The organism is Chloroherpetonaceae bacterium (genome assembly GCA_025056565.1).
Lineage (GTDB): Bacteria > Bacteroidota > Chlorobiia > Chlorobiales > Thermochlorobacteraceae > Thermochlorobacter.
In genome coordinates this window covers 47,809-65,515 of sequence record JANWWA010000007.1, presented here as the reverse complement: position 1 = coordinate 65,515, position 17,707 = coordinate 47,809, and the positions used below count along the sequence as shown (strand labels likewise).

13 protein-coding genes are annotated in these 17,707 nt (G+C 50.4%); 3 read left to right on the top strand and 10 right to left on the bottom strand.

What is annotated here, in order from left to right:
* Positions 1-52: 52 nt before the first annotated feature.
* Positions 53-4,480 carry a glutamate synthase large subunit gene (gene gltB, locus NZM05_07040; protein MCS7013372.1) on the top strand — a complete coding sequence of 1,476 codons (4,428 nt, stop codon included), beginning with the start codon at positions 53-55 and terminating at the stop codon, positions 4,478-4,480.
* Between the two features lie 50 nt (positions 4,481-4,530).
* Here the strand turns inward: gltB and NZM05_07035 are convergent, their stop codons facing one another.
* The 5 genes from NZM05_07035 to NZM05_07015 are packed head-to-tail and all read right to left on the bottom strand — an operon-like array spanning position 4,531 to position 8,575.
* A complete protein-coding gene (locus tag NZM05_07035; GenBank protein ID MCS7013371.1) occupies positions 4,531-5,595 on the bottom strand; it encodes a glucose-1-phosphate thymidylyltransferase in 1,065 nt (354 codons plus the stop codon).
* Between the two features lie 14 nt (positions 5,596-5,609).
* Positions 5,610-5,984, bottom strand: coding sequence for a YraN family protein (locus NZM05_07030; GenBank protein ID MCS7013370.1), 375 nt, complete (start codon positions 5,982-5,984; stop codon positions 5,610-5,612).
* The gene (gene lptG / locus NZM05_07025; GenBank protein MCS7013369.1) at positions 5,966-7,048 is read right to left on the bottom strand and encodes an LPS export ABC transporter permease LptG; all 1,083 of its coding nucleotides are present in this window, start codon (positions 7,046-7,048) and stop codon (positions 5,966-5,968) included. The genes NZM05_07030 and lptG overlap by 19 nt, the downstream gene beginning before the upstream one ends.
* A gap of 23 nt (positions 7,049-7,071) precedes the next feature.
* Positions 7,072-7,980, bottom strand: coding sequence for a prohibitin family protein (locus NZM05_07020; protein MCS7013368.1), 909 nt, complete (start codon positions 7,978-7,980; stop codon positions 7,072-7,074).
* Positions 7,981-8,035: 55 nt separating this feature from the next.
* Positions 8,036-8,575 (bottom strand): hypothetical protein, encoded by a 540-nt coding sequence (locus tag NZM05_07015; protein MCS7013367.1) that lies wholly within the window; start codon positions 8,573-8,575, stop codon positions 8,036-8,038.
* 224 nt (positions 8,576-8,799) lie between these two features.
* Between NZM05_07015 and NZM05_07010 the strand changes: the two genes are divergently transcribed.
* Complete coding sequence (locus tag NZM05_07010; GenBank protein MCS7013366.1) at positions 8,800-9,192, top strand: hypothetical protein; 393 nt, start codon at positions 8,800-8,802, stop codon at positions 9,190-9,192.
* Between the two features lie 6 nt (positions 9,193-9,198).
* Entirely contained in the window at positions 9,199-10,686 is a 1,488-nt protein-coding gene (locus tag NZM05_07005; protein MCS7013365.1) for a DNA photolyase family protein, read from the top strand.
* Between the two features lie 15 nt (positions 10,687-10,701).
* Here the strand turns inward: NZM05_07005 and NZM05_07000 are convergent, their stop codons facing one another.
* From NZM05_07000 to NZM05_06980, 5 genes are all read right to left on the bottom strand, one after another.
* The gene (locus NZM05_07000) at positions 10,702-11,469 is read right to left on the bottom strand and encodes a tetratricopeptide repeat protein (protein ID MCS7013364.1); all 768 of its coding nucleotides are present in this window, start codon (positions 11,467-11,469) and stop codon (positions 10,702-10,704) included.
* A gap of 94 nt (positions 11,470-11,563) precedes the next feature.
* On the bottom strand, positions 11,564-12,457 hold the full coding sequence (locus tag NZM05_06995; GenBank protein MCS7013363.1) for a histone deacetylase: 894 nt from the start codon (positions 12,455-12,457) through the stop codon (positions 11,564-11,566).
* A 15-nt stretch (positions 12,458-12,472) separates the two neighbouring features.
* Positions 12,473-13,399, bottom strand: coding sequence for a DUF6268 family outer membrane beta-barrel protein (locus tag NZM05_06990; protein ID MCS7013362.1), 927 nt, complete (start codon positions 13,397-13,399; stop codon positions 12,473-12,475).
* Positions 13,400-13,550: 151 nt separating this feature from the next.
* On the bottom strand, positions 13,551-15,056 hold the full coding sequence (locus NZM05_06985; protein ID MCS7013361.1) for a M28 family peptidase: 1,506 nt from the start codon (positions 15,054-15,056) through the stop codon (positions 13,551-13,553).
* Between the two features lie 19 nt (positions 15,057-15,075).
* Complete coding sequence (locus NZM05_06980; protein MCS7013360.1) at positions 15,076-17,661, bottom strand: M14 family metallopeptidase; 2,586 nt, start codon at positions 17,659-17,661, stop codon at positions 15,076-15,078.
* Between the last annotated feature and the right edge of the window lie 46 nt (positions 17,662-17,707).

The following is a 17,707-nucleotide window of genomic DNA, read 5'->3' as shown; positions in this document are numbered from 1 at the left end:
GATCGAGAGAGAGAAGTGCTTTAGGGGAAATCTTTTCTGGAGGAGAGTGAAAATGGTGCAATACGAGGAAAAATCGGCTTGTGGTGTAGGCTTTGTAGTTAGCCGATGTGGCGAGACAAGCCGCTCGCACTTAGAACAAGCACTATATGCCTTGCGCTGCGTCGAGCATCGTGGTGCATGTGGAGCAGACAGGCGCACCAGCGACGGCGCAGGCATAATGACCGATATTCCGTTTGAACTCTTTGGATATGAAAAAGGAACAGTGGCAATTGCGACGCTCTTCATACCCCTTGGCATTGAGGGGCAACGCATTGCGCTGAAAATTTTTGCAGAGACATTCAAGTTTTTTGGACTCGAAATCGAAGCCTACCGTGATGTGCCAATTAACCCCGCCGTCTTAGGTGAGCAGGCACGCAAAACCATGCCGGCTATCAAGCACATTATCATTCGCCGTCCAGAGCATTGCCGCACTGATGATGCATTCAACAAGTTGCTGTATGCTGCCAAGCAAGCCACACGGCTTCGTGCCAGCGACCAAGGCCTCAAAGAATTTTTCTACGCCTCGCTTTCTACCAACACAATTGTCTACAAAGCACTTACGACAGCTGACCAGCTTGCAGAGTTTTACTTAGACCTGCAAGACCCGCGCTACAAGACACGCTTTGCAATGTTTCATCGGCGCTTTAGCACCAACACGCGCACAGCTTGGGATAAAGCGCAACCCTTTCGACTGATTGCACATAACGGTGAAATCAACACCATTGCAGGCAATCGCTCATGGAGCTTTTCACGCGAAAAAGTCTTGGGTTTGCGTGAAGGTGAGTTGCTGACGCATCACGGCATAAGCGACACAGGGTCGCTCAATGAAATGGTGGAAGCCTTGCTTTATCGTAGCAGTATTCCTGACATTGCCGATGTGATGGCAATTCTCGTGCCACCTGCTCAAAGTCGAAAGCGCTTCTACAAGTTCTGGTCTCGGGCGATGGAGCCATGGGATGGTCCTGCACTGATTACTTTCTCCGACGGGCAGTATGTGGGAGCGCGCTTGGATCGAAACGGCTTTCGTCCATGCCGCTGGGCGATGACTGATACGCACTTCTATCTCTCCTCTGAGGCAGGCTCTTTCAACCTTGATGAAAGCATGATTTTGGCAAAAGGCACCCTGCCAGCAGGGTCGAGCGTGGTCGTGAACATAGAGACTGGAGAGGTGGATTTTACCGACCCTGCAGATTCACCAGACTATCGTGATGCACTATTCGACGCACATCTCTTGAGAGCAAGTAGCCTTCCTGTGCAGCTGCCTGCACCGACCCTCGAGCAGAAAAAAGTATTTGGCTGGACAGCTGAAGATGAGCAAAAGGTCTTGATACCGATGATTCTGACGGGCAAAGAGCCAATCGGTTCAATGGGAGATACAGCACGACTGGCGATTTTCTCAAATGAACCACGCAGTTTCTTCGATTACTTCTATCAACACTTTGCCCAAGTAACCAACCCTCCTGTGGACTACATTCGTGAAGCGATGGTGGCGGATTTATCAATGGAGCTGGGCAAAAAGCCAAACATCTTTGCGCCAAAAGAGCTGATCCCGCCGCCTGTAGGCATTGCAATTGAAAGCCCTGTGCTCTCGCTTGGGCAAATGGCATTCATTGAGTCGTTCAGACGAGGGGCGCCGCATTCACCTGACCCCCGCTTGGTAGCAGAGGAGTTGGATACGACATTTTGGCGCAGTGAAGGAGCGGTGGGAGCACGCACGAGGCTCAATGAGCTAAGCAAGCAGGCGGTTGAAGCGGTGCGGCGTGGCGCTTCGATTGTAATTCTCTCGGATAGGCACGCCACGTTCGAGCGACCCCCTATTCCAATTCTATTAGCCCTACGAGCGGTCATCAATGCTCTGAACAATGCAGGATTGCGACTATCGACCTCACTTGTCGTGCACTCGGGTGAGGTGCGCTCTATTCATCACTTAGCCTGCCTTGTGAGTTTTGGAGCAAAGGCGGTGTGTCCGTATCTGGCGCTCTCTGTGGCACGAAGTGAAACTTCGCCTGCTCTCAGCGTCCTCACCCCCGAACAGCGTGAAGCCAATTTGGTGAAAGCCTTTGAAACAGGCTTGCTCAAAGTAATGAGCAAGATGGGTATTTCGGTGGCAAAAAGCTACCAAAGTTCCATGCTCTTTTCCGCCGTCGGAATCGGGCAAGGACTGATAAAGGAGTTTTTCCCTGGCGTTTTTTCACCGTTGGGCGGCTTGGAATTTGACGATGTGATTGAGCAAAGCCTAATGCACACAGAGCGGTTATTTGCCTCAAAGGCGTTGCTGCACACCTTCCAATACAAAGAGCACAATCTGGGCACTGAGGGTGAGCGGCACTCAATGACCAACGCACGTGCCAAGATTATCCACAAACTGGTGCGCGAAAGCCAGAGTGCCGCACAAGATGAAGCGCTCTATCGCGACTATCTCCGCTTGGGTCAGGAAAGTGAGCCAATCAATGTGCGGCATCTCTTTGATGTAAAGCCCGCAGCGACGCCGCTGCCAATTGAGTCAGTACAATCAAGGGAAGAAATTCTGAGAACCTTTGGTTCAGGCGCCATGAGCTTTGGCGCAATTAGTGCAGAGGCGCAGCGTGATATTTTTCTGGCAATGCATAAAATTGGCGGGCGCTCCAATTCAGGAGAGGGCGGCGAAAACCCCTACTACTTCAAGGAAGGCATCACCGCTCATACAAAGCAAGTAGCATCAGGGCGATTCGGGGTCACGGCAGAATATCTCATTTCAGGCAAGGAAATTCAGATTAAAATCGCACAAGGCGCAAAGCCGGGCGAAGGCGGACAGTTGATGGCGGCTAAGGTTAATGCAGATATTGCCAAAGCACGCCACTCGCCAGTTGGAATTGACCTAATTTCGCCGCCCCCAATGCACGACATTTATAGCATTGAGGACTTAAAGGAACTTATCTATGAGCTGCGTCAAGTGCACCCAAAGGCAGAGGTAAGCGTAAAGTTGGTATCTGGTGCAGGCATTGGCACTATTGCAGTAGGCGTGGCAAAAGCAGGTGCGGATATTATTCACATTGCAGGGTGCGACGGCGGCACTGGTGCAGCTGCACTGTCCTCTATGAAGCATGCAGGTCTGCCATGGGAGTTTGGCTTGCTGGAAGTGCACCGTGCTCTGCTGGAGAATAACTTGCGCCAGACCGTGCGCTTACGCACTGATGGTGGACTCTCTACAGGCAAAGACATTATTCTGGCAGCAATCTTGGGTGCTGAAGAGTTTGAATTCGGCAAATTGCTGCTGGTCGCTGAAGGCTGCGTGATGGCGCGCATCTGCGAGAAGAATACTTGCCCGACGGGCATCGCCACACACGACCCAAAGTTCAAAGCCAAATACAAAGGGCACCAAGACCACATCGTGAAACTCCTGTGCATGCTGGCTGACGAAGTGCGAGCCTATCTGGCTCAGTTGGGCGTGCCCACGCTGAAAGCCCTTATTGGCAGAACCGACTTGCTCACTATCAACCCGCAACACCTGCCACTTATCAATGCACGTAAGCTGGATTTAAGCTTCTTTTTGAGTGATGATGTGCCGACGCTGGAGAGCTCGCCATCGGTGCCAAAAGGTGCATTCAACGAAGGCATTGGGCAACTCAATGCACGGCTGGTGGAAGATGCTCAGCCAGTCTTAGATGCCTTCAAAGAAAATCGGGCTGCACAGATTGACCTAAGCTACGACATTTACCCAACTGACCGTGCCGTGCTAGCCACGCTGTCGGGTAGAATTGCTGAAGCAATCTTGGAGCAGCGGCGTCGCACAGGTTTTGCAAATGAAAACATCGCATTTACAGGCAAGATAAACATTCATTTCAGGGGGAGCGCAGGACAAGGGTTTGGTGCGTTTCTTACAGAAGGATTAAATGTGCGCCTCGAGGGCGAAGCAAACGATTCAGTCTGCAAATCAATGTCGGGAGGAAAGGTTGTAATTGTGCCCAGTGTGAAAGCCCGCTTCGAGGCGGAAACAAATGCGATTATTGGGAACTGCGCGCTCTATGGTGCAACGGGCGGCACGCTGTTCGTGCGCGGTCTTGCAGGCGATCGTTTTGCAGTGCGAAATAGCGGTGCAACCGCAGTGGTCGAGGGCATTGGATTGCACGGCTGCGAGTATATGACAAATGGGCTGGTCGTGGTGCTTGGCAAATGCTCGTATAACTTTGGGGCAGGCATGACAGGTGGTAAAGCCTACCTTTACTTGCCTGATGAAGCGTGCATCAATCACGACTATCTTATGCCTACGCCAATGACCAAAGAAGATGAAAGCGAGTTATACCAGCTTCTTCAAGATTATGCGTGGAGCACTGAAAGTCGCTCTGCCAAGCGCATTCTGGAAAACTGGTCTTCGGAGAAAAGTCGCTTCGTGAAATACTTGCCGCTGGCACTGGCTAAAACAAGCGAAGTGAAGGGCGTTGAGCACGAGCTAACAGCCTAAGCAAGCTTATGCATGAAATGAGGCGCTAACGGGTCTGGATTTTGTGAGGTTCACACAACTTCCACGCGTGATTGGTCGCCCAGCATAAAGCGATTGGTTTTAGGCTTTCTGGTGGAGCGCACGATATGCACATCATTGCCCAAAAGGCTTTCCTCAATACGGATACCGACTTCGTCAATGCGGCAGCTCTTCAGCACAATACTGAACTCAATCTCAGATTTGTTAACCAAGCAATCATCGTAGATAGATGTGAAAGGCCCGATGTAACTATCCTTAATGAGGCAATTTTTGCCAATGATGCACGGGCCGCGCAGAACGCTATTTTGGATTTTCGTGCCTTTGCCAATAACGACCTTGCCTGTAATCGTGGAGTCTTTATCCACCTCGCCCTCAATCAAGGTCTCTTGATTTTCTAAAACAAGGCGGTTGGCTTCCAGCAAATCAAAGGGCTTACCTGTGTCTTTCCACCAGCCTGTGATTTCGGAGTATGTAACACGGTAGTTTTTTTCAAGCAGGTATTGGTGAGCATCAGAAATTTCCAACTCACCACGCGCACTCGGCTGAATTGCATTCACCGCTTCAAAAATGTGTGAGTCGTAGATGTAAATGCCAGCGACCGCATAACTGGATTTAGGGTGTTTGGGCTTTTCCTCAATGGAGACAATGCGACCATTGCAAATTTCAGGCACGCCAAAGCGCTCTGGGTCTTTGACTTTCGCTAGCGTAAGATGACAGTTTGATTTTTGTGCGTAGAATTCATCAATAAAGCGCTTGACGCCCCCTACCAGCATATTATCGCCCAAGTAGAAGATGAATGGCTCATCCTTGATAAAGTCTTGGGAGATTTTAACCACATGTGCCAGTCCAAGCGGTGCTTCCTGCGGAATGTAGGTAATGCGCACGCCGAACTCTTTGCCTGAACCGATGGCATTCTCCACATCTTTGCTCTTAGCATTTGTAACAATGCCCACTTCTTTGATGCCAGCTGCAGCGACTGCTTCAATTGCATAGTGCAGCATAGGCTTATTGGCAATCGGTATAAGATGCTTGTTTTGAGTGTGTGTAATTGGGCGAAGGCGTGTGCCATGTCCGCCAGAAGTAATGAGCGCTTTCATCTTACAAGTCTGCGTTAGAAAATTCGGAATGCGTCCTCAATAAGTTCAATAGCTGGAGGCGTGTGGTGCAACATAACTGCCACAACATCAAACCGATAGGTAACGCCTTGATGCGCAGCACGCTCAATGTAGCATAGTGCCGCTTTGGCTATCTCACGCTGCTTAGATTTGGTAACCGCTTCAGCAGGGTGACCAAATTCATAGCTGCGCCGTGTTTTGACTTCCACAAAGGAAATCACATTATTGCGCTTGGCAATAAGGTCAATTTCGTTTCTGCCGCAGCGGTAGTTTTGCGCCAAAATCTCAAAGCCTTTCGCTTTCAAAAACTCTGCGGCAAGGGCTTCCCCGCGCTGCCCTAAGGTATGAAGATTTATTTTTGCGCCTTCCATAGCAGGACCAGTCCAACAGCCAAAAACAGCAAGTTTGGAAACCATGCCGCTAGCCAAGGCGGAATCTCGCCCTTGTAGCCCAGTGTGGCAAAAGTTTGCTGCAAGCCAATGTAGATAAAGCCGATCAAGATACTAATCCCTGCTTCCAGCGCCAAGCCGCTACGCTTTTTGGTGGCAGAAAGTGGTACACCAATCAGCACGACAATGAGGCAGGCCAGTGGAAAGGCGATTTTGCTGTGATACTTCACAAGGGCTTCATCGACTGCCTCAAAGCCACTGCGCTGACGTTTCTCAATAAAGGCACGGTGGTCGGGCAAGGTGAGTAGGTCAAGTGCTGAGGTGTTTTCGCGTAAATCACGCAGGGTAAAAGAAAAGCTAAAAGAGTCAATCGCGCTTTCAACGATTAACTGTTCAGGCTGGTAGAGAAAATTTCGGCAGATGGCATCTTGCAAGACCCAGCGCTTGGAGAGCGTGTCGAAAATCATCTGCTTGGCGTCAATGCGCCAGCGCATTGAAGAGCCTTCAAATTGCTGCACGCTAACATTGTAGCAGATACTTTGCGCATCGTCGAAGTAGCCAATGCTCACCAAGCGATCTGCTTTGTCCAAGATATTAAAATTGCTGCGACTGCCACCCGTCCAGAATGTCTTGCCCAGCTGCACCGACTCAAATTTTTGCTTCTCACGCGTTGTGTAGGGTACAATCCAGCCAGAAAAAAGAAAATCCACTGCCGTGATGACGGCTGAGACAATGAAAAACGGCACCAGAATCCGATACAGACTAATGCCGCTGGCTTTCATGGCCGTCAGCTCCGTCTGCTTAGAAAGATTGCCTGTGACGAAGAGTGCAGCCAAAAGTGCACTGATAGGTGCAGTGAGCTTGATATTTTCAGGAAGGAGGTAGAGGTAGTAGCCAGCAACGGCAAAAAAACTCGCTTTGCGGTCAATGTAGTAGTCGATTTTCTCAATGACGTCAATCAAAATAAAAAGCGCAATGAACGCAATCGTGCCAAAGAGGAACGATTGCGCGTATTGTGAGAGAATATATCGGTCGAGAATTCTCACAGCGTGTGTTGCCTTAGGGAGCGTTACTTGTCGCCAATCAAGACAGATGCGCCGGCGCCTCTGCCCATAAAAATCACTTTTGCATTTGGTGATTTAACCAGCTCCTGCATTGCTTTAATTTGCTCGTATTGGAGTTGCTTATCGGTGAGGGTGCTGTTAATGATTTTCTGGTAGTCCGAAATGCCTTGCGCTTCCACACGCTTACGCTCGGCTTCTTGCTGCTCTTTGAGTAAAATGAACTGCATCTTTTGCGCCTCTTGTTCAGCATTAATCTTAGCCTCAATAGCAGCTTTCACCGAAGGGGGTAAGGCGATGTTGCGCACCAAGACTTGCTCCAAGAAAAGACCACGTGATTCAAAATCCTTGCGGATTTTCTCCACAATGCGCTGCTGAAATTCATCGCGCTTGGTGGAGTATAAATCAACCGCATTGTAGTAGACCGCATTATCGCGAATTGCAGTGCGAATAATAGGGCGCACAATTTTATCGCGGTAGTCAACCCCGACTTCCCGCAAAAGACGAGGGGCTTCACTTGGGATAACACGATAAAGTACGGTGACATCAAGCACCACTTCTAACCCATCTGCGCTGAGAACCCGGAGTGCATCGTCCGTTGAGCGACCTGCCTCATCGTTAGCACCTGACATTGTATAGTTCTGCGTCTTAATGTCGAAGCGCACGACATCAACCAGTGGATTGATAAAACGCAGCCCTTCAGTGAGCACATCGCTTTGAATTTCACCAAAGAGCCGCTTGACGCCCACTGTGCCACCATCAATCTGCACGATGGATTTGGCTAAAATGCCAATAGCAATAACAGCGACGCCACCCAAGCGAAAGAGCGCGGAAAAACGCTGATAGTTTGGATTCGTGCCAGCAGCAACGAAGCCGACGATGACTAAGATGATGCCAAGAACAATTAATGACGACATGTGCGATGTGGTTAAGGTTGAAACTGCAGCGCGCTAAGATAACAAAAGCACTGCATTACGGCATCGCTTCACTGGTCGGAAATCGGCCTGTGAGTTTTAAGCCTAAAAAGACCAGTCCCGTCGCCAAAGAACCTAATATGCCGGGAATCACATTCGCCAGAGAACCAATCAGCACCGTGCTGAACGGCATATCAAACGCAACACCAATTGTCAAATGTGCTGCCCAGAACGCTAAGGCGGTCATCAGGCAAAAAATGAAACTGGTAGCAATGCTGCCCAAGAACGAAACAAATACTTGCTCTTTTCGACCTGCACTAACTTCACGAATGCGTCTTTGACGCTTCTCACCAGTAGGGTCATAGAGCTTATTGACCACATAGCTACCTAACGCAACGGCAACAATCAAGACGGCATAAAAGAAATAGGATTTAACGCTATCCAAAAAGTCGGGGTGAAAAGAGCTGCCGCATTGCTCGCTCACAAGGGTGAGCACAAAGATAGAAGAGATGTAGAAAATCGTGCCCCAGAGAAAACTTACGCTAATCCAGAGACTGATGCGGTTTTCACGTGCAGAGGTAGTGAAGTCTTGTGTCATAGTTTGCCTTGCTGAATTTTCTATGTTTCGAAAAATACCAAGCTGCACTACACTTGGGAGATCGTGCTGTGCTGCACCAATCTCCCGCTTTATCTGTCTGTTGATACAAGCTGCCACTGTTGGAACGCTATTTGCCCCATGGAGAGTTTCAAGCTGAAAAGAAGTAACGCTTGCCTACCCTTTCTACGCTAATTTTACTTCTGAATTTTACCACCACGCTTTTTATGACAGGCGTGATTTGGTTTGTGCAGGTGGTGCACTACCCGCTCTTTAGCCGTGTGGGCAGTGAGGCCTTCAAAGACTATGAAGCCTTGCACACAACGCTCACAACCAGCGTGGTAATAGTGCCTATGCTGATAGAGCTTCTCACCGCACTCTGGCTGTGTTTTGAGCGACCGCATGCTGTAAGTGCCGTCGAGGCGATTGTGGGTTTAGTGATGCTCAGCCTTATCTGGCTGTCTACTGCGCTTCTGCAAGTGCCGAAGCATACTCAGCTAAGTTATGGCTTCAATGCAGCGGTGCATCAGTCACTGGTTGCAACAAACTGGCTTCGCACGGTGCTCTGGAGCTTACGCAGTGTGTGGCTCTCGTGGCTTATGCTCAAAATGGTGCGGTAAAAGGCGATGGAGCAGATTAACTTGGTGTGGTTCAAGCGCAATTTGCGCCTCGAGGACAACATGCCGCTAAAAGCTGCAGCAGAATCGGCACTACCAGCCTTGCTATTTTTTACCTTTGAGCCCAGCGTGCAAAGCTATCCCGATTGGAACATTCGCCACTGGCGCTTTGCCTACCAATCGCTCCAAGAGATGCAAGAAGCGTTTGCCAAACGCCAGCATCGGCTATACCTCTTCTATGCAGAGATGCTGGAAGTGCTTGGGCAGCTGGCAAGTCAGTATCGTATTCAGACGATTTTCTCGGAAGAAGAAATTGGCACGGCGCCGACATTTGCGCGCGACAGAGCGGTGAGAGCCTTCTGCAAACGGCGCGGTATTCAGTGGCAAGAATTTCCGCACAGTGCTGTGCAGCGAGGGCTAAAACATCGTGTGGGCTGGGCAGAACATTGGCAGAAAGTGATGACTGCGCCACTGGCGCAGCCGAATCTCGATAAGCTCCAAACCGTGAGATTGTCCCCAGAGTTGGAGCAAGCGCTGTGTGCAAAGCGGCCTGATGGACTCAATGAAAGAGAGGCAGTGATGCAGCAAGGGGGCGAGCGCAGCGCAAAGCAGTATTTGCACTCCTTTCTTTCGGAGCGCTGCGAGCAGTATCTTGCTTCACTCTCAAAGCCTGCCGCAAGTCGCAAAAGTTGCTCTCGGCTTTCGCCTTACTTGGCGTGGGGGAACTTATCGGTGCGACAGGTCTATCACGCTCTGCAAAAGGCAAAAGCTGAGATGCCAAAGCGCGTGCAGAAAAATTTGACCGCATTTGAGGCACGCCTTGCATGGCGCGACCACTTCATTCAAAAGTTTGAGTCCGAGTGCCGCATTGAGACAGAAAATTTCAATCGAGGGTTTGACCGCCTTCAAAAACCGTATAACGGTATGCTGATCGAGGCGTGGAAAGCAGGTCAAACAGGCTTCCCTATTGTCGATGCAGCAATGCGATGCCTGAAAGCAACGGGCTGGATTAACTTCCGAATGCGTGCCATGCTCGTGTCGTTTCTCACACATCTTTGCTGGCAGGACTGGCGAGAGGGGGCGCGATTTCTGGCGCAGCAATTCTTGGATTATGAACCCGGCATTCACTATCCACAGGTGCAGATGCAAGCAGGCACAACAGGCGTGCACACCATTCGCACCTACAATCCTATCAAGCAGTCAATAGAGAATGACCCTGACGGTGAGTTTATCCGACAGTGGTGCCCCGAGCTGAACGCTTTGCCAAATAGCCTCATTCACACACCTAACAAGCTAACCGCACTGGAGGAAGACTTGTTCGGCGTGCGATTAGGGCGAGACTATCCAAGACCGATTCTGAACTTTGAGCAAGCCTACCGTACAGCGAACCGCCTGCTTTGGGCATGGCGAGAAAAGCCTGAAGTTAAAGCCGAAAATGCACGCATCTTAGCAATGCACACGGTGCGGACGGCTAAGGAGAGTGAAGCACGTGATTAAGTGAATGACCGCTTTTTACTTGCCTTTCAATTTCTCCAAGAGCTGAGCGGCTTCTTTCTTGCGCTCTTCATCGCCGTATTCTTGCACTTTAAGCGAGGCAATTTTCTCAAGCTGAGCGCGGGCTTCAGCGAATCGATCGTCACGCTCTAAGGCACGGGCATAGTCCAAGCGAAACATCACAAAGTCGCCACGCAACTCCACTGCCTTTGCTAAGTTTTTGATGGCATCGTCCAAGTTGCCCCACGCTAAGCCAATCGGCATACGCATCACTTCAGGTGTCTCCGAGAGCTTGAGGTGAGCACGACCGAGCACATAGTAAGCCGTGGCTAAGACTTGCTCACCGCCGTTGTTCAGCTGAATGGCTTTCTCGGCATCAGCGCGTGTTTGCTTGACAAGGTCTTTGACAGTCAGCACGCCTTTGAACAAAGCAACCTTGCCATTTGCCACAGCACGGCGCACATAGCCAATTGAGGACTGCGGATTGAGCCTGATGGCTTCATCGGCAAGTTCTTTTGCACGAATGTAAATTTTCTCTTGCTCGCTTTTCGGCTGAGTATCCCCATATGCGACATAGACGCGCGAAGCGCGCCATGTAACCTCAAAATCATTTGGAAATTTGGCTAAGGCTTCATCGACCTTCGCTTTGGCTTCGGCTAACTTAATTTGCTCGAGCAAGGCATCAATTTCACTACATATTGCTTTGGAATCTTGTGCATATCCATGTGAAGTCAGAAGAAAAAAGCAAACAAAGAGAGAAAGATAGGTCAGCTTTGCTCTGTGCATAGCATCGTGTGTTTATGGTTGTCAAAAGGTGATGCGGCGAAAATACAACATGGCTTGCAAGAGAAGAAGAGAGTGATGCTTAGGGACTAAGCAGCTAAAACACTTCTCGCACGACTTTGTAAGTACCAACATGCGCGTCTACCGTGAGGTCAATTGGTTTGGCATATCCGCCGCCTAATGCCAGCGAGACGGGAATGCCACGTCGTCTACACTCCGAGAGCACAAGGCGGTCGCGCTGCATTAAGCCGTCGTGTGAAAGAGCCAGCCGACCTAAGGTGTCTTCCTTGAGCGGGTCGACGCCAGCTTGGTAGAGCACAAGGTCAGGGCGGAAGGCAAACACCTTAGGCAGATGCGCTGCAAGGGCGTCAAGGAAGGTCTGGTCATCGGTGCCATCGGGTAGCGCTACATCAAGCGTAGAGGGCACTTTGCGGAAGGGATAATTCTTTTCGCCGTGCATACTGAAAATGAAGACATCTTCACGATGACGAAGGATGTCGGAGTTGCCGTTACCTTGATGGACGTCCAAGTCAATGATGGCAATGCGGTGCACGCGGCGATACTTAAGCAGCCAGAGAGCTGTAACAGCTAAGTCATTGAAGACACAATAGCCCTCACCAGAATGTCGCAATGCATGATGCGTGCCGCCAGCTAAGTTGCCCGATATGCCATCGTGCAACGCGCTTTCTGCTGCTGCAATGGCACCACCAACTGTTGCAAGTGAGCGAATCACTAAGGCCTCGCTCCATGGAAAGCCAATGCGGCGAATCACGTCAGGCGAGACTGTGCCGCGGCACATTGCATCGACGTATTCAGCAGAGTGTGCCAGAAGCAATTGCTCGCGTGTGGCAAGCGGCGGCTCCTGCAACTCTGAATCACGCACTACGCCTTCACGCAGAAGCGCAAAGCGAATCAGCCGATACTTCTCCATTGGGAAGCGATGCCCCTCTGGCAGCGGGATAGTGTATCGGTCAGAATAAAACACCTTCATCGCCAAGCCTGTGGGTTAATACATCACTTGAAAGCCAGCACGTATGAACCATGTGTTAGCAGGGTTGAACTGAACCAGAAATCGTGCATCGCCTGAGAGGCGGTAATCGGCAAGCTCTGTGCGTCGCAGAACCGTATAGCCGCCTTCCAGCGAGAGGTATGTTTTCTCCAAGAATTGATACCGAACAATCGGGCCAACTGTCAGGTTTGCAAAGCCAAATTGATTCATATTGAGGTTGTTCAGAGCGGCATCACCTACACGATACTCACTGCCATTAAGCAAAATACTAAGTCCAATTTCCCATTCTTTTGACGGGTAAAAGATAAAGTCAAGGTTGCGTGGAATGATGGCATCAATCATAAAAAGTTCGCCGCCAAAGTAGATGATATGAAGAATGGGCACAATGAGCACGCGCCCGAAGTTGCTGGTGCGGGAGGCGCCCAGTCCTAAGGTAAGCTCATCGCTGAGCCGCCAGTCTACAAACGCTGCGCCTTCCAAACGAGTGTGGTCAAAGACGATGTTGCGAAAGTCTGAAAAAATACCTGGACGTGCGGCGACCAGCAAAGTAAAGTCCGTAGAAAGTCGCTGTTGCCACACCAAGTCTAAGTAAAGCAGGTGTGCTTCGCGTGGTGCAGGCACACTTGGGCCGGGGTTATTACTCGGACGCACATTGATACTTTGCGCAATTGACACAAAGCGATACTGCGCTCCGACTGTTAGCGATGATGCCCCACGCTTGTCCAAAAACACCTTAAACGAAGCGTTCAGAGAAAGCGCAGAGGCGCTGAACGAATTGCCTGCAAGCGACGGCTCTGCTCGGTCCAAATTCACCACGCCAAATTGCTCATAGCGAATCCCAAGCTGCTCGCGCTGGGCGTAAAGCGGAGCGGAAATGACAAAGCAAAGTGAAAAGGTCAAAAGCTGGTAGAGAAAAAGTCTCATCGTGCTTTGGTTCTTTGGTTGCAGTGAAAGTGGGCGAAATTACGTGCAATTTCAGGGCAATCAAAGAGGGTTAAGTTCGAATGCGGTGAATTGGTGTTGCCCTCGCTCTACGCCTTTTAGGGCGAGGGCATGGCGGGAAAGTCAGAGGTCGCTACCTTTTGCCGTAGAGCAGATTGAACGCGGGTTCATACTTATCGCCTTTGACCCAGCGAGGACGCTCAGGACGGTCAGCAATACGGCGCGCGGCATGAATGTAGGCTTGACAGAATCGGTGCAGATACGAAAAGTTGAAATTCTCGTCGGCTTGGTCAGCAGGTTGATGATAGTATTTGCCAATTTCTGCGTCGAAGCTACGGAAGCCTTCACTGAAGGTCGGTGCGGGGACGCCTTTTGCAGCAAAGCTAACATTGTCGGAGCGGTCGAAGAGATTTTGCTCTGGTGCAGGGTCGCTAATAATGCCCAAACCAAAAGCCTTGGCGCCTGCTTCGATGTCTTTCATTGCAGTGGTGCGTTCCCAACCAATGACGGTTACAATGGTGGTATCGTTGTAGCCAGCGCCATCAACATTAAGATTAAAAACAGTTTGTTCCAGCGGCACGAGGGGGTGTGTGGCGTAGTATTGGCTACCTAAAAGCCCTACCTCTTCTGCAGTCACAGCCAAACAGATGACCGATCGCTTGGGCGGTTTCTGGGAGAAGGCTTTGGCGGCGGCAAGGAGAGCGGTGGTGCCCATGCCGTTGTCGCGAGCGCCGTTGAAGATTGTATCAGTTTGGTTAGGACGTCGTCCTGTGCCGATGTGGTCGTAGTGCGCACTAAGCAAAATGTATTCATTGCGGAGCTTGGGATCGCTGCCTTCAATAAGACCAATCACATTTTGTGAGAAGAACGGCTCGCGCTGAAGCCCACTGGATTCAATCGTGAGGCTTTCAGTGCGCAGGGCGCGCTCGAGATATGTTTTCCCAGCATCGCTAAGCCAGATGTATGTGAGGTGAGCGGTTTCTTCAGAAGGAAGTTGAATGGTCTCACGGTTAGCAAACTGCATAATAAGCGACCATGGGACAGTGGCATCATAGAGTTCAAGGAGTGCCATCGCCCCACGCTCAGCGGCGGCCTTCTGCTTGGTTTCTCGCAAACGCAGGGCTTGCCGCACATCGGTATTGTCAGCATCGCCGAGTTTGACCACCACGATTTTGCCTTTTGCGTCTATGCCTTCGTAATCGTTGCGTCCTGCCTTGTCATCAACGATGCCGTGTTTGGCAAACACAACAGGCGCAGTCACAGTCAGTTTTGAGCCATTTAGAACCAATAGATCCTTGCCTTGACGCAGCGTATCAGTCCCCCAAACCAAAAACGCATCTTTTGGTGGTCGCACTTTCACAAGGGGTACTTTCTGGTAGTAACCAGCTGCACCTTGTACCTCTTTTAAGCCGTAGAGCCGAAATTGCTCAGCGATGTAGCGTGCCGCAACGTTATTGCCGATTTCGCCCGTCATTCGGCCCATCAATTCATCAGAAGCGAGGAAGCGAATGTGCGCAGCTGTTTCCTGCGATGAGAGCAGAAACTCTGGCAAGGAAGGTGTTCGCGAAGCATTCCGCTTCTGTGCGGCTAAGGGCAAGGCAAGAAAAGCAAGCGCGAGGCAAAGTATGAGAGCTTTCATTTAGAGTTACAGTTTAGTGTTAATGTGAAGCGTCTTCATTGGGTGTTTCAGCACGTGCACCACGTGTCATTATCGCACCAAAGAAAAGGCTGTTGAGAAAAAGTTTATTTGTGCCATACCAGAAGGCACGAAAATTAGGGTTATCGGCAAAGAGAATAGCACGCCCTGCGCCGACGCGGCTCACCAGTGCAGCAGCGGTGTTGCGCAGCGCTTCCTCGTTTCGCTTGGAGATGTAGCCAGAAAGAAGCGGCTTTGCAGTGTATTGCAAGGGTGTGGCGTATTGGTTGCGTGAAAGCTCTAAAAAAAGTGTGTGGTCACGAAAGAGTGCAATTTTGTCACTCTCGTAGCCGAAGCAAAGCGGATGCGAGCGGTCAAGCGTAGCCTCGAAAATTGCACCCGTGATAGTTTGGGCGCGTTCGTCTTCCTCAATGTGTTCAAAGGGACGACGGATGCGTGCCGTATCGTCCTTCGGCTTTTTAATTTTCTCTGTTATAATGCCGCGCTGAATGAGCCACTCCACTGCACCTTTTATTGCCACGAGAGTGCCGCCTTGCAAGACATATCGGCGTAGGTTCGCAATGCCTGCTGAATCCAGTGCACTGTAACTGCCGCTTGGCATCAGCACTGCCGAATACTTGGAAAGATTGACTCTGCCTAATTGTGACAGTTCGAGGAGCGAAAGCTCTATATCGAAGCGCTGGTCTAAGAGATGCCAGATTTCGCCAGCGTCCGTTGGCGTAATGCTCACGCCCGTAAGCATAGCAAGGCGTGGTAGCGACACTGTCTCAAAGCTCGAGCTGCCTAAGCCGACAGTTGAAAGCCCAGTACTAACGGCATAAATCTCCAATGCATTTGACCTTGCCACACGCTCCATGAGTGCAAAGAGTGAATCTGGTGAGAGGCGCTGCTGGCTTACAGCCACCATTACCGTGCCGTAATCAAACTTGCGCATGCCAGCTTGAGTCGTGATTTCAAAAGGCTGGGTGGCAACTTTGACGCGAAGCCCAGCTTTCTGCAGTTGATACAGAGCGCGCGGTGCATAGTAGGGCGACCAATCAAAGAGATATGCATAGCTGGCTTTGCTGCCAATCACTTTGCCTTGTGGGAAAATCAGCGTGTCAATGCGCTTGCCCTCTACGCGTGAGCCAAGTTCTGCAAAAGGCAAGCCAAATGCCAGCGGCATGGTCCAAGCTGAAATGTCGTAAAAAAGGCTATCCTGAAACGAGGTGCGCTTCTCAAAAATAGCCGTAATTAACCGATACTGCGGTTGATTGGTGGGCACAGCAAAGGCTTTACCAGCCTTGAACTCAGTGCCTCCTGCTTTGAGGTCTTTGGTTAGTTCATACACTTCTATGCCGTGCCGCCGCAGAAAATCAACAAAATGAAAATTCTTTGCAGCGTCGCTTGGGGAGCCAAAGATATATGTCTTAACAGGTGATTTCTCTGCTTCCACTAAAGCGGAAGCAAAAAAGTCGCGCTGGTGTGATAGCAAATCCTTCCGCAGGGCTTGTGCAGCTCGCAGTGTAGAGAAAGTGGTAACCACTTGATTGCGAATGGTGAAGGAAAAAGTCAGCACACCGTTCGCGCTTTCTTGCGCATGCCCGCGAGAGCTGGCTTGCTCGAAGAGAATGCCAATGCAGCCCTGCAGGTCTGGGTAAGTAGAGCCTTTGCCGAAATAGAAGTCATCATAGTTCTCCTTCGTGAAATAAAGCGAGCCAATTTCGTCAAGGGCTTTGGCGTGGTACTGTGCAATTGCTTCGGTCAGCTCAATAGTACGCTTAGGCAAGAGCGGATGATTTCGTGAAGGCACACCCGGCTGAAAGAAAAAGGTCGCATTCGTGCCTTGCTCATGATGGTCGGTTAGAATGTTTGGCATCCACTCATGAAACTTAGCCAGACGGGCTTGGCTTTCGAGAAGTTGCACAGGCAGCCAATCACGGTTCAAATCAAACCAATAGTGATTAAATCGCCCAGCAGGAAAGAGTTGATTGTGCTCACGATGCTCTGGGTCAGCAATCACGTGCTTGCCTTTGTGCATATTCGCCCATTGTGCGAAGCGTGCAATGCCGTCAGGATTGATATGCGGGTCAAGAAGAATAATCGTATTGCGAAGCCACTTTTCGACTTCGTCGTCAAGCGCGGCCGCAAGATGATACGCAATAAGCGGCACAGCATTAGCGCCACTGGGTTCGTCACCGTGCACGCTGTAACCTAACCAAACCACCACAGGCATTGATTCAATGGACAGGCGGCTGGACTTCTGTGGATTGGTAAGGTCTTTATGCTGCTGCTTAATGAAGGCAAGGTTACGCTGATTTTCTGGTGAAGTGATGATAACCAGTAGGAGCGGTCGCTCTTCATATGTTTTGCCGATTCGCTCGATTGTAACTCGCTCACTGGTAGCGGCGAGCGCATAAAGGTAGGCATCAATCTGGTCAGGACGCAAATGCCATTCGCCAATTTGAAAACCAAAGAACGCCTCAGGGGTAGGCACTTGAGGATTGTAGTCAACTTTGGGTAGGTAGTAGTCCAGTTTGACTTGTGCAGTAAGCGGCGTGTATAGAAAGAGCAAAAGGAGGGGAGCAAGAAAGAAGCGATGTGTCATGGCACCAGCTTGGATGAACGGTTTTTAGAAAGGTTAATTCGTTCAG